General features: G+C 58.8%; 11 protein-coding genes. 10 read left to right on the top strand and 1 reads right to left on the bottom strand.

Annotated features, from left to right (window positions below):
- Positions 1 to 3 precede the first annotated feature (3 nt).
- From murB to AC2FLJ_RS04670, 10 genes are all read left to right on the top strand, one after another.
- Positions 4 to 933 (top strand): UDP-N-acetylmuramate dehydrogenase, encoded by a 930-nt coding sequence (gene murB / locus AC2FLJ_RS04715; RefSeq protein ID WP_496695902.1) that lies wholly within the window; start codon positions 4 to 6, stop codon positions 931 to 933.
- Between the two features lie 102 nt (positions 934 to 1,035).
- Positions 1,036 to 1,959, top strand: a complete 924-nt coding sequence (locus AC2FLJ_RS04710; protein ID WP_282119136.1) for a D-alanine--D-alanine ligase — start codon at positions 1,036 to 1,038, stop codon at positions 1,957 to 1,959.
- The gene (locus AC2FLJ_RS04705) at positions 1,947 to 2,942 is read left to right on the top strand and encodes a cell division protein FtsQ/DivIB (protein WP_496695900.1); all 996 of its coding nucleotides are present in this window, start codon (positions 1,947 to 1,949) and stop codon (positions 2,940 to 2,942) included. Before AC2FLJ_RS04710 ends, AC2FLJ_RS04705 begins: the two co-directional genes overlap by 13 nt.
- An 8-nt stretch (positions 2,943 to 2,950) precedes the next feature.
- Entirely contained in the window at positions 2,951 to 4,285 is a 1,335-nt protein-coding gene (gene ftsA, locus AC2FLJ_RS04700; RefSeq protein ID WP_058279582.1) for a cell division protein FtsA, read from the top strand.
- Positions 4,272 to 4,685, top strand: a complete 414-nt coding sequence (locus tag AC2FLJ_RS04695) for a hypothetical protein (protein ID WP_496695898.1) — start codon at positions 4,272 to 4,274, stop codon at positions 4,683 to 4,685. The genes ftsA and AC2FLJ_RS04695 overlap by 14 nt, the downstream gene beginning before the upstream one ends.
- Positions 4,686 to 5,034: 349 nt before the next feature.
- The gene (ftsZ, locus tag AC2FLJ_RS04690; RefSeq protein WP_496704604.1) at positions 5,035 to 6,654 is read left to right on the top strand and encodes a cell division protein FtsZ; all 1,620 of its coding nucleotides are present in this window, start codon (positions 5,035 to 5,037) and stop codon (positions 6,652 to 6,654) included.
- A gap of 213 nt (positions 6,655 to 6,867) precedes the next feature.
- The gene (gene lpxC / locus AC2FLJ_RS04685) at positions 6,868 to 7,788 is read left to right on the top strand and encodes a UDP-3-O-acyl-N-acetylglucosamine deacetylase (RefSeq protein WP_113789279.1); all 921 of its coding nucleotides are present in this window, start codon (positions 6,868 to 6,870) and stop codon (positions 7,786 to 7,788) included.
- A 127-nt stretch (positions 7,789 to 7,915) separates the two neighbouring features.
- Positions 7,916 to 8,758 (top strand): outer membrane protein assembly factor BamD, encoded by an 843-nt coding sequence (locus AC2FLJ_RS04680; RefSeq protein ID WP_058279586.1) that lies wholly within the window; start codon positions 7,916 to 7,918, stop codon positions 8,756 to 8,758.
- 35 nt (positions 8,759 to 8,793) lie between these two features.
- Positions 8,794 to 10,443 carry a DNA repair protein RecN gene (recN, locus tag AC2FLJ_RS04675; protein ID WP_496695894.1) on the top strand — a complete coding sequence of 550 codons (1,650 nt, stop codon included), beginning with the start codon at positions 8,794 to 8,796 and terminating at the stop codon, positions 10,441 to 10,443.
- Positions 10,444 to 10,543: 100 nt separating this feature from the next.
- Entirely contained in the window at positions 10,544 to 12,229 is a 1,686-nt protein-coding gene (locus AC2FLJ_RS04670; protein WP_282119140.1) for a chloride channel protein, read from the top strand.
- Here the strand turns inward: AC2FLJ_RS04670 and AC2FLJ_RS04665 are convergent.
- Entirely contained in the window at positions 12,226 to 13,593 is a 1,368-nt protein-coding gene (locus AC2FLJ_RS04665; RefSeq protein ID WP_496704601.1) for a DUF3179 domain-containing protein, read from the bottom strand. The genes AC2FLJ_RS04670 and AC2FLJ_RS04665 overlap by 4 nt on opposite strands.
- Positions 13,594 to 13,789 lie beyond the last annotated feature (196 nt).

Raw genomic sequence — 13,789 nt, 5'->3', positions numbered from 1 at the left:
CCGATGACACTTACTTCATTCCCGGTTCGCGGTAGACTTACCGAGCAGAGATCCCTCAATGATCTGACATGGCTGCGCGTTGGCGGTCCGGCGGATTATCTGTTCCAGCCAGCTGACATAGAAGACTTACAGAGTTTCCTGAGTGGGTTACCCGCAGATATTTCGGTTTTCCCGATGGGGGTCGGGTCAAACCTGATTGTGCGTGATGGCGGTCTGCGCGCGGTTGTGATCCGATTGGGGCGCGGGTTCAATGCTATCTCGGTAAAGGGAAACATCGTTACCGCCGGAGCAGCTGCGTTGGATGCGCATGTGGCGCGCAAGGCGGCGGATGAGGGCGTGGACTTGACCTTTTTGCGTACCATCCCGGGCTCAATTGGCGGTGCGGTGCGGATGAACGCAGGGTGTTATGGCAGCTACACGGCGGACGTGCTGCGCAAGGCGACCATTGTTACCCGGCAGGGAGAGCTTGTGGAACTGACTCCGGAAGACCTGAATTTTCGTTATCGCCAGTCCGATCTGCCCGAAGGCGCGGTGCTGATCTCGAGCACTTTCGAAGGTCCATCCGGCGATCCGGAAGAGCTGCACGCCCGGATGTCCGCGCAGTTGCAAAAACGCGACGAAACACAGCCGACCAAAGACCGCAGCGCCGGGTCAACCTTCCGCAACCCGGCAGGGTTTTCTTCGACCGGGCGGGCGGATGATGTGCACGACCTCAAGGCATGGAAGGTCATTGACGATGCGGGCATGCGCGGCGCGACGCGCGGCGGCGCACAGATGAGCGAAAAGCACTCGAATTTCCTGATCAATACCGGTGATGCCTCTGCCGCGGACCTCGAAGGTCTGGGCGAAGAGGTGCGAAAAAAGGTTTACGAAACAAGCGGCATCACGCTAGAGTGGGAGATCATGCGGGTCGGTGATCCGTTGACAAAATAAAGCCCTGACCGTCAGACCATAACAGGCAAATTAAGGCGACGGATCAAGGAGATAAACGCAGTACGGACCACCACATAAGGTCCGGGGACATTGAGGCGCACGTTGGGTATGTCGAGCAGGACAAACCCCAAAGTGGCGGTATTGATGGGTGGACCCTCGAAGGAACGCGAGGTGTCTCTCAGCTCTGGGCGCGAATGCGCGGCCGCCCTTGTGGGAGAAGGCTTTGAAGTAGTTGAGCTGGACGCAGGTCCTGACCTCTATGCGCGCCTTTTGGAAATCAAACCAGACGTTGTGTTCAACGCCCTGCATGGCCGCTGGGGTGAGGATGGCTGTGTGCAGGGGTTACTTGAATGGATGCGCATTCCGTACACGCATTCCGGCGTTCTTGCCTCGGCTCTGGCGATGGACAAGCAACGCAGCAAAGAGGTTTATGAGGCTGTGGGCCTGCCCGTTGTTCCCAGCGTGATCGTCCCCAAGATCGAAGTGGTCGAGGTTCACGTGATGGAGCCGCCCTACGTGGCCAAGCCCAACAACGAAGGCTCCAGCGTCGGGATCTACATCGTGCATGAAGGGTCCAATGGTCCACCGCAACTGTCGGATGAGATGCCCGATCAGGTTATGGTAGAGAAGTACATTGCCGGGCGCGAGTTGACCGTGACGGTGATGAACGACAAGGCCGTAACGGTTACCGAGATCATGACCGATGGCGGTTGGTATGATTATGACGCCAAGTACAAGCCCGGCGGATCGTGGCATGTTTTGCCCGCTGACGTACCGACCGAGATATTTGACCTGTGCATGGACTACGCATTGCGCGCTCATTCTGCGCTGGGATGCAAGGGCGTAAGCCGTACGGATTTCCGCTGGGATGACAGTATGGGTGCCGATGGGCTTTTCCTTCTCGAGACCAACACTCAGCCCGGCATGACGCCGACGTCCCTGGTGCCTGAACAGGCCGCACATCTGGGGATGAGTTTCGGGCAGCTTTGCGCCTGGATGGTGGAGGACGCATCATGCGACCGCTAAGAGCCACCCGAGCGCCTGTGGTTCACCGGCCCAAGCAACTGGCCGGTCCCGATGCCGAATTCGAATCCGGCGCGCGTACCGGAGCCGCACCCAAATTGCGGTTGCGCGGAATGTTTGGCCGCAAGGGCGATCGCCTCGACCCGGCCCCGTCTCGTCTCAGCTACCGCTTGCAGCGCTGGATGCTGACGCGGGGCGTTCGGCGCAGCCTAAAGATTGGCCTGCCGGTATTTGCGGTTTGCGCCGCAATTGGCATCTATTTCGGCTCGCAAGAGCGTCGCGATGCGGTGGTGGCCTATGTCATCGACATCAAAACCTCGATCCAGCAACGGCCAGAGTTCATGGTCAATCTGATGGCCATTGACGGGGCAGGGACCAACCTGTCCGAGGATATTCGTGAGGTCGTGCCGCTGGATTTCCCTGTCAGCTCATGGGATCTGGATGTTGAGCAAATCCGCGACACGATTACCGGGCTGAATCCGGTCAAATCCGCCACGGTACGGGTGCGCCCGGGCGGCATTCTGCAGGTGGATGTTGTCGAGCGTCAGCCCGTCATCGTCTGGCGTACGCGCCATGGGATCGAATTGCTGGATGAGACCGGCGCGCATGTGGAACGCATCGCGTCGCGCAAGGATCACTCTAATTTACCTCTGATCGCGGGCAAAGGTGCAGACGGTCACGTGGGTGAGGCGCTTGAATTGCTGACAACCGCCCGCAGCCTGGGCGGCCGTGTGCGCGGGCTGGTCCGGATCGGTGAGCGTCGCTGGGACCTGGTTATGGACCGCGGCCAGCGCATCATGTTGCCGACCGAGCGCCCCGTACGCGCGTTGGAACGCGTTCTGGCCGTGAATGAAGTGCAGGACCTTTTGGAACGTGACGTGGCTGTAGTCGACATGCGCCTTGGGCAACGTCCGACAATAAGAATGACCAAAGCTGCCAGCGAAGACTGGTGGAATACAAAAGTGACAGTGGGTAGCGAGCAGTAACGACCATGATGACCGATCTTTATCAGTCCCAGCGCGCCATGCGGCAGATGCGCAGACAAGCCATGCAGCGCGGTGTTGTCGCCATTCTCGATGTTGGCAGCTCCAAGATTGCCTGTCTTGTACTTCGCTTTGACGGGACCGGCCGCCTGAGCGAGGACAACACCATCGGGTCGATGGCCGGGCAGACCGGCTTTCGTGTGATTGGTGCTGCGACAACACGGTCGCGGGGCGTTCAATTTGGCGAAGTCACCGCCATGCAGGAAACCGAACGGGCGATCCGAACCGCCCTGCAGGCGGCGCAAAAGATGGCCGATATCCGGGTCGATCATGTGATTGCCAGCTTCTCGGGTGCGAACCCGCGCTCTTACGGGTTAGATGCGCAGGTCGATCTTGAGGGGCAGGTCGTGACGGAGGCCGAAGTTGGCCGTGTTCTGAACGCCTGTGATGTGCCGGACTATGGGGCAGGGCGTGAGGTGTTGCATGCCCAACCGGTAAACTTCGCTTTGGACAACCGCTCAGGTCTGATCGACCCGCGCGGCCAAATGGGGCAGAGCCTAGCCGTCGACATGCACATGTTGACGGTCGACGCGACCGCGATCCAGAACATTGTGCGCTGCATCAAACGCTGCGATCTGGAATTGGCCGGAATTGCAAACTCGGCCTATGTGTCTGGTGTTTCCGCCTTGGTCGAGGATGAGCAGGAGCTGGGCGCGGCCTGTATTGACATGGGTGGCGGCACGACCAGCGTGTCGATCTTTATGAAAAAGCACATGATTTACGCCGACTGCGTGCGCATGGGTGGGGATCATGTGACCTCCGACATTTCGATGGGGTTGGGTATTCCGGCCTCAGTGGCGGAGCGGATCAAAACCTTTAACGGCGGCGTTCACGCAACTGGCGCGGATGATCGGGACCTGATCGACATCGGCGGGGATACTGGCGACTGGGAACATGATCGCCGCACCGTCAGCCGTGCTGAACTGATCGGGATCATGCGCCCCCGCGTCGAGGAAATCCTTGAAGAAGTGCGCGTTCGTCTGGATGCGGCCGGGTTCGAGCATATGCCCAGCCAGCAGATTGTCCTGACCGGTGGTGGCAGTCAGATCATGGGTCTGGACGGCCTGGCGACCCGCATCCTTGGGCAGCGTGTCCGCCTTGGCCGGCCGCTGCGTGTGCATGGTCTACCGCAATCGGCGACCGGGCCGGGATTCTCTTCCGCAGTGGGGCTCAGCCTGTTTGCAGCGCACCCACAGGACGAATGGTGGGACTTTGAAATCCCTGTCGACACCTATGCCGCGCGCCCGTTCAAGCGGGCCGTGCGTTGGTTCCGTGACAATTGGTAAGCTAGGGGTCGCAGCGCTGCTGGCCCTGACACCGCTGACCGCTCAGGCGCAAACCCGGATCACCCCCGAGGCATTTCTGGATGCGGTTCTGGGCAAAACCGTCGACTTTCATGACTTTCGCAGCGGCGACCTTGTTGGCACCGAAGAATTTCTCAGCTCCACCGTTTCGGTTTGGCGCCGTGAAGGAAGAGGGTGCGTTTATGGGCATATCACAACGCCGAACGGCCAAATCTGTTTTCTCTATGATGATGCCGTCGAAGGGCCAGCGGTGTGTTGGTGGCCTTTCGAATATAAGGGCAAGTTGATGGTGCGACTGGCCACTTTTGCGGACAGCGAAATCCAGGAGGTGCGCAGCATCACCGAGGACGGTTTGAATTGTCCAAGTGCCCCGATCAGCTAAAGAAATGGGTTGCAGCTAACTCGTTTATCCCGCAAGATATCCACAAGGCCCGACAGAGGCCCGCGGCAGGACCTGAGCAGTTTTCCGCAGTTTGACAGTTTATGAGTCCCTTTGGTGATGCGTCGGTTGAGTGCCGCGCGCAAATCGCCTGTTTTGTGCTACATTGAGTTCTTTACGCAACATCTGGCGGTATTTGCGAAATACTGCCGGTCAGCGCCTTATTTCCTCCATATTTTGTGGAATTGCGCGATTTTTGGCGTGACGTTTGCCGTTTCAAACGGTAGGATTGTTAGTGGATAGGTAAGAAAAACACCGCTTTGGCGGGAACAAAAAAACAGGCGGACAGAGCATGACATTGAATCTTTCGATGCCCGGGCACGACGAACTGAAGCCTCGGATCACAGTATTTGGCGTTGGTGGTGCAGGCGGCAACGCTGTCAACAACATGATTGAGAAACAGCTGGACGGCGTCGATTTTGTGGTCGCCAACACCGATGCGCAGGCACTGCAACAAAGCCAGTCCTCGGCACGGGTTCAACTAGGCGTGAAAGTCACCGAAGGTCTGGGGGCAGGGGCCCGTCCGACCGTGGGTGCGGCAGCAGCCGAAGAAAGCATTGAACAGATCGTTGATCATCTGGCCGGCGCGCATATGTGCTTTATCACCGCCGGTATGGGCGGCGGTACTGGCACAGGCGCCGCTCCGATCATCGCGCAGGCCGCGCGGGAATTGGGCGTTCTGACCGTTGGCGTTGTAACCAAGCCCTTCCAGTTTGAGGGTGCCAAGCGGATGCGTCAGGCCGAAGACGGCGTTGAGATGCTGCAAAAGGTCGTCGACACTCTGATCATCATCCCGAACCAGAACCTGTTCCGTCTGGCCAACGAAAAGACCACCTTTACCGAGGCGTTCTCGATGGCGGACGATGTTCTCTATCAGGGCGTCAAAGGCGTGACCGATCTGATGGTCCGTCCGGGCCTTATCAACCTCGACTTTGCAGACGTTCGCGCCGTGATGGACGAGATGGGCAAAGCGATGATGGGAACGGGCGAGGCCACCGGCGAAGATCGCGCGGTTCAGGCCGCCGAGAAGGCGATCGCCAACCCACTGCTGGACGAAATCAGCCTCAAGGGTGCCAAGGGCGTTCTGATCAACATCACCGGCTCGCACGACCTGACCCTGTTCGAACTGGACGAAGCCGCCAACCGCATCCGCGAAGAAGTGGACCCCGAGGCGAACATCATCGTTGGTTCGACTCTGGATACCGTGATGGAAGGCGGCATGCGCGTATCGGTTGTCGCGACCGGTATCGATGCCAGTGAAAAGCAGGAAGATGTCCCCGTCGCGCGCCGTTCAATGTCGGCACCGCTGACCCGCACCGTTTCGGCAGAAGAGTCGGTGCAGGAAGAGGCTCCGGTTGCTGCGGAAGTCGCTGAGCACGCGCCGCAACAAGATATGATCCGCGAACCCTCGCTGTTTGAAACGCCAGAAGAGCCCGCACAGCCGCAGTTCCAGTCGCGCGTCCGGCAGGATGATGATGGTCTGCCTCCGCCGGCCTATCAGCCGCGCGTTGCCGAATTCGAGCCGACCCCCGAACCGGTTGAGCCTGCGTCCGAAAACTATGTCGCGCCGCAGCCTCAACCGGCAGCGGGAACACCGTCGCCCGAGGCACTGCAACGCTTGCAGGCCGCCGTTCAGAACGTTCCACCGTCCGAGCGGAGCCCTTCGATGGCCCGCCCCGCGACCCCACAGCCGACCGCTGTACCGCAGGAAGAAGCGCATGATCGTCCCCGCTTTGGCTTTAACCGCCTGATCGATCGGATGACCGGTCACGCGGCAGATACTCCCGCGCAACCACCGCGCCAGCAGCCCGTTATGCGCCAATCTGACGCTACGGCACCTGCAAGGGATGAGGTCGACCCCGAACAGGACCGGATCGAAATTCCCGCCTTTTTGCGGCGCCAGGCCAACTGATCGCGGTAACAAAATGAATGCAGAGGGTCGCCAAATGGCGGCCCTTTTCTTTTGTTTTACAGATGCTTAATGGGGTGTAAGCAGGGATTTGCCGATCTGTCACATACATGTTTCATTCGGTTGCAAAGAGTGAGTTGAGCCTTGACGCCGCCTTCCTTAACTGAGTGTCCAACACGGCCAACCGAGGCCGGACACCACTCTTCGAGGTTCACCTTGCAACATACGCTCAAATCTCCGGTCACGTTTACAGGCGTCGGACTGCATAGCGGTAAGCCTGCGACGATGGTCCTGAAACCGGCGGCCGCCGGTCACGGCATCTGGTTCAAACGGACGGATATTGAGCTGGGCAATGCCCTTGTCCCTGCGATCTATGACGTGGTCGAGCGCACCCCGCTGTGCACCCGCCTGATCAACGACGCAGGTGTGTCTGTGTCTACGGTTGAGCACATTATGGCCGCGCTGGCCGGTTGCGGAATACATAACGCACTGATCGAGATTGATGGTCCCGAAGTTCCGATCATGGATGGGTCTTCGATTGATTTCGTTCGCGGTATCATGGCGAAGGGCGTGCGTCGCCAAGCCAGCCCGGTTCTGGCCTATGAGGTTCTTAAGCCGGTGACCGCTGTGCGCGAAGGTGCCAGCGCATCGATTGCGCCTGCAAATGGTCTGATCATCGATTTCCATATCGACTTCGAAGACGGTGCCATCGGCAGCCAGACCAAGACACTGGATATGCGCAACGGCTCGTTCGCACGTGAGCTGTGTGACTGCCGGACGTTCTGTCGCCGTACTGATGTTGAGGCGATGCGCGAAAACGGGCTGGCTTTGGGCGGTACGCTGGAAAATGCCGTCGTTGTCCAGGGTGATGAAGTCCTTACCCCGGGTGGTTTCCGCCACGCGGATGAGGCAGTGCGTCACAAGATGCTGGACGCCCTTGGTGACCTGTATTTGGCAGGCGGTCCGATCTTTGGTCACTTTACCGGTGACAAATCCGGCCATGCAATGACCAATACTCTGCTGCGCAAGCTGTTCGAAACACCGGGTGCCGTCCGTCCGATCCTGTGTACGCCCGAACAGGCAGCCCGCCTTCCGGGGCAGGGCCTGGTCCGGGACGAAATCCCCGAAGTCGCCTGATTGGATCAACTCTGTCGACAATTCCGCGAAGGGGCGCATAAGACGTTTTGCACCGGAATTTTATGTGCTAGACCTTGGCCTAAATCGGGGCTTAACCCCGTCAAGTAATACGACAAGGATAGGCGGAATGGTTGGCAGCAAAGCGGCAGTCAGGTTCGCAGGCGCGATTCTTCTGACAGCAGTTTTGACGGCGTGCGCTGGAAAAGGCGCAGACCGCAATCAGAACCTGGAAGGGTTCACTCCTGAACAGATTTTCACGCGCGGCGAATATGAGCTGTCGCAGAATCGTTCGGACGATGCGGCGTGGTATTTTTCAGAAGTTGAACGTCTGTATCCGTATTCCGATTGGGCCAAGCGCGCGCTGATCATGCAGGCGTTCTCATACCACTCGGACAAAAACTACGAAGAGAGCCGAGGCGCCGCACAACGGTACATCGACTTTTACCCGACGGACGAAGATGCGGCTTATGCCCAATATCTTCTGGCGCTCAGCTATTATGACCAGATTGACGAGGTCGGGCGCGATCAGGGCCTGACTTTTCAGGCGTTGCAATCGCTGCGCACAGTGATCGAGGTCTATCCGGATAGCGAATACGCGACCTCTGCGGTGTTGAAATTCGATCTGGCATTTGACCATCTGGCTGGCAAAGAGATGGAAATTGGACGCTATTATCTGCGCCAGGACCATTATACCGCAGCCATCAACCGGTTCCGTGTGGTGGTTGAAGATTTCCAGACCACATCTCATACCGCCGAAGCTCTGTACCGCTTGATTGAAGCCTATCTGGCACTGGGTCTTGCGGATGAGGCACAGTCGGCAGGGGCCATTCTTGGGTACAACTATCAATCGTCCGAATGGTACGATGCGGGCTATTCGTTGCTGACGTCACGCGGGTTGGATCTCAAGAGCCGTGGCAACAACTGGCTCAGCACGATCTACCGTCAGACCGTCAAAGGTGAGTGGTTGTAATCGCCATGGCCAATGGGGTGGGACGCTAAGACCCGATGCTGCGCGCCCTCGATATCCGTGACATGCTGATCATCGACCGGCTGGAACTGACGTTTCAGCCGGGCCTGAATGCGTTGACTGGTGAAACCGGTGCGGGCAAGTCGATTCTTCTGGATTCGCTGGGGTTTGTTCTGGGCTGGCGTGGCCGGGCTGAACTGGTCCGTCAGGGCGCCGCCCAGGGTGAAGTCGTGGCCGAGTTCGAATTAGAAGAAGACCATCCTGCACATGCAATTCTGGCCGAGGCGGGCCTGCCCGGGGGAGAGGAACTGATCCTGCGGCGGGTGAATACGGCCGAGGGGCGCAAGACCGCGTGGGTCAATGATCGCCGTTGTTCGGGCGAGGTGCTGCGCGCATTGTCCGAGACCCTGATCGAACTGCATGGTCAACACGATGATCGCGGCCTGTTGAACGCGCGCGGTCACCGGGCAATACTGGATGATTACGCCGGAGTCGATGGCCACCTTGCAACGGTGCGGTCCTCTTGGTCCGAGATGTCACGTGCGCGCAAAGCTCTTGCTCAAACAGAATCCACCCTTGCGGCGATGCGCGCGGAAGAGGAATTTCTGAGGCATTCAGTATCTGAGCTTGATCAGCTGGACCCGCAACCCGGCGAGGACGCTGAGCTCGATGCTCGCCGTCGCATGATGCAAGGAGCTGAGCGTATCCGGGATGATGTCGCTCGGGCTTTCTCTCTGCTTGGCGGGGACGGGGCTGAAAGCGCAATAGCGGACGCTGTGCGTTGGCTCGAAGGCGTCTCGGACAATGCCGGCGGCCAATTGGAGGCACCAATCGCGGCCCTGGGGCGCGCCCTGATCGAATTGGGTGAGGCGCAGGACGGTGTCGATGCTTGTCTGCAAAAATTGGATTTCAATCCGGTGGAATTGGAGCAGGCCGAAGAACGCCTGTTCGCCATCCGCGCACTGGCTCGTAAACATGATGTTGTACCTGATGATCTGGGCACCTTTGCCGAAACTTTGCGTGACCGTTTGAACCGACTTGACGCAGGCGATGCGGATCTTGCCGCTCAGCGGGCAGCGGTGGACGCCGCTCAGACCGCATATGACGATGCAGCGGTCAAGCTTAGTGCTGCGCGCCAGAAGGCAGCCGGGCAGCTGGATGTCGCCGTGATGACCGAACTCGCCCCGTTGAAGATGGAGCGTGCCGTGTTCCAAACGGAAATCATGGCGTCAGACCCCGGTCCGGAAGGCATCGACGCTGTCGCGTTTACAGTTGCCACCAACCCCGGCGCACCTTCTGGTCCGCTGAACAAAATTGCCTCGGGCGGCGAACTCAGTCGGTTTCTTCTGGCGCTCAAGGTCTGCCTGACCGGGGATGACAGCGCGCGCACGATGATTTTTGATGAGATCGATCGGGGCGTTGGTGGTGCAACTGCCGATGCGGTCGGGCGGCGTCTGGCGGCGCTGGCGCAGGGCGGGCAGGTGCTGGTTGTGACGCATTCACCGCAGGTGGCGGCCCGCGCGGCGCATCACTGGCGGGTGCAAAAACACGTCACCGACGGGCAGACCCTTTCTACCGTTGTTCCGCTGGCCGAACCCGACCGCGTGGATGAAATTGCCCGTATGGTCGCAGGTGACACGATCACGGACGAAGCCCGCGCTGCCGCCCGGGCCCTTTTGCAGGCCTGAGGCAATTCTGCCGCTTTCGCGTGTTCAATCCGTCGCGATCCCACTTTTATAAGGGCGCTCCGTGGCTTACTAAGGGGAAAGACGTGATCCCCGAGAGCCAATGACCCAATCAACCCGCACTGTTCTGCGCAACCAGCTCAATCAGGCTTTGGCCGCGATCAAGGACGCTTGGCGGGTGATGCGACGGCGTGGGCCCAGCCAGATTCAATTCTGGTTCATCGCGCTGGCGATCGGGATTGCGGCAGGTTTCATGGCATTGGGGTTTCGCAAGGCCATCCGGTCGCTGCAGGCTTATGTCTATGATACGGATGACATTTTGCTGCTGCACAGCCATGCGGAAAAGCTGCCTTGGTTTCTGATCCTGATCATTCCCATCATCGGCGGGCTAATCGTGGGCGTGATCCTGAACAAGTTCACCGACGACGGACGCGTGCGATCCGTCGCTGACGTCATCGAAGGGGCCGCGGTGACCGATGGTCGCGTGGAAAGCAAGGCGGGTATCGCGTCGTTCTTTGCCTCGCTCGTCACGCTCAGTACAGGCGGGTCCACGGGCCGAGAGGGGCCGGTCGTGCACATGGCTGGCGTGATCTCAACCTGGGTCAGCAACCGCATCCATGCCGATGGCATCACCGGGCGCGATCTGTTGGGATGCGCCGTTGCCGCCGCCGTCTCGGCCAGCTTTAACTCACCGATCGCAGGTGCACTTTTCGCGCTTGAGGTCGTACTGCGCCACTTTGCAGTGCATGCGTTTGCGCCCATCGTGATCGCTTCGGTTGCTGGGACAGTAATCAACCGGCTGGAATATGGCGACGTGACCGAGTTTGTTCTGGATACACCCGGTTCCCTGCAATTCTACGTGGAATTGCCCGCCTTCCTGCTACTTGGCCTAATCTGCGGGCTGGTTTCGCTTCTGCTCATGCGGTCGATCTTTTTTGCCGAAGATATCGGCAACCATATCCAGAACCGGCTTGCCTTGCCTGGCTGGCTGCGCCCAGCTGTTTCAGGCGCGATGTTGGGGCTGCTGGCGATCTGGTTCCCGCACATCATCGGCGTCGGGTATGAAACCACGATCCGCGCTTTGGCAGGTGACCTGACCCTGAGTTTTGCCATCCTGTTTGCGGTAATCAAGACGGTTGCCGTAGCGATCACCATGGGCGGACGTATGGGCGGCGGGGTGTTTTCCCCATCGCTGATGATTGGGGCGTTGACCGGACTGGCCTTCGGCCTGATCGCAACCGGGCTGCTGCCTGATGTTTCTGGCACCCATACGCTCTATGCCTTTGCCGGAATGGGGGCCGTTGCTGCCGCGGTTCTGGGCGCACCGATTTCGACCACGATGATTGTCTTTGAACTGACCGGAGACTGGCAGATCGGCCTGGCTGTGATGGTTTCGGTGTCGATGTCGACAGCGCTGGCCTCGCGTCTTGTGGATCGGTCCTTCTTCTTGACCCAGCTGGAACGTCGTAACGTGCATCTGGCCGCAGGGCCGCAAGCCTATCTGCTGGCGATGCTGCGAACCGGGGCGGTCATGCGCCCCTTGGGCGATTCGCGCTCGATCACGAAAGAACAGGCGGTCGAATTGATCGAACAAGGGCTATGTGTTCAAGCTAGCGCCACGCTAGAGGCCGCGATGCCTTATTTCGACAGGGATGACATCCCCTGTATTCCGGTGGTGATTGTCGAAGAGGACGGCAGTGAAAACCCGGTCGGAGCGCTTTACCACGTCGATGCACTGAAAGCGTATAATCGCGCCTTGGCTGCCACGGCGGCTGAAGAGCACTCTTAGCGTTTATACACGGTCGCGGTATCGCCTAGGTAGTTGTCCCAAGCAAACCAGTACGAAATATGGCCTGCGACCCGGGGCAATTCCGTGCCTCCCGGTCCAACCAGCGCCTCTTCGGTCATGGTCCACTTCTGACCCGTTTCATCCACCAATTCGCTGCCAGACGCAGCGAACTTGTGGGACGCGCGTTCATAAGCTCGCACTGCGCGCTTCTCGTCGTTTCCGATAAGCACCAGAGGCCGGTTGGCGATGGCGTCGTTGATTACCCGGCTCCTGCCGAACGCATCCAGGGGCCATGCTCGCGCCGCGCCGAATTGCCGGATGGCGAAAACATAGTCTTTCTGCCTGTGGCTGGACTGATCGACCAGCGCCGGGAACATCAATTCGGACGAAGCGAAATACTCCCGATACACGACACCCGACCCATAGTTCCGCCGGTGACCGGTGTTCATTGAAAGAACTTTCGTTTTGGGATGCGATGTTTTCCAACTTTGCCATGTGGTGATAACCACCGGGCGTTGTTTCAACTCGATACCGCTGCCGACAAGCGCGCCAACAACTGGCTTACCGGTATATTGGTTCCACAGGGAATGCGTCTGACGATCGAACATCAGTTTATTGGATCTGTACAGAAAACCGGATGAGCCGAAGATCAGCGGTTTGCTGCGACCCGGCGCTTGCGTTTCAAACAGAATGCCTGAACCACACAGTGTGCAGTAGGCCAAGGCTACCGGAACCCCGCCAATCACTTCGTTGAACATTTCATGCCAGCCCATGATCCGCAGCGGGTAAGCCCGTTCGTCCCCGTTGATCGAAATGCCAAAGACCAGGTCATCGTCCTTAAGGTAATCTGCGCGCGCGGCAGGGATCAGCGCCGGATTGTCCAGCGATGGGATACCATCCTTGTTCACACCACCCCACGCGATCTCTTCAAGCCGGATCTTCATCTTGTCGCGCTGCAAGTACTTTGGCTTCAGGAAGACATCGAAATTCGTATCTATCCCCAGGAGAACCTCGCGCTTGAACGGGATGAGCGAGGGGTGCGGCACGATTTGCGGGTTCTTTTCCTGCCAGAGCATCCACTCAAACCAGTCTTGGCCGATACTCTCACCAGTCAGGGTCTGCATGACCTTCACGATGTCGCTGCTGCGACGTCTGGCGTATCGCATACCGGTCAGCAAAGCAGGCACCACATCCGGGTTGTCGCGTTGCACGAGAATGGCCATGCCTTGCTCAAACTCCGCGTTGCTTCCGAACAAGGTGGAACGCACAGCATCCAGCACGGGGTCTTGTTGCGCGGACAATGCGCCAGGCAACAAGAGCACGGTCCCCAATGATCCTGCGAAACTGCGACGGGTAAGTGACATGGCATCCTCTGGGCGGTGTTTGGTGGCATTGTGCACTCTTGATGCCTCACATGCATGCAACAGCCCCGTGATTAGATCGTGAACCCGATGTTTTTGGGGGTGTGGCCCGGGTTGAACTGCTGGCGAAACCCTTCTGGCTGCATGTCTTGGCGGGTTTTTGCTGGTAAGCTGCATCCCAAATACAGCTAAAAATTTC

The sequence above is a fragment of the Ruegeria sp. CDSA034 genome, assembly GCF_059612275.1.
The sequence above is the reverse complement of the archived record's forward strand: the minus strand, read 5'-3'. Positions and strand labels throughout refer to the sequence as shown.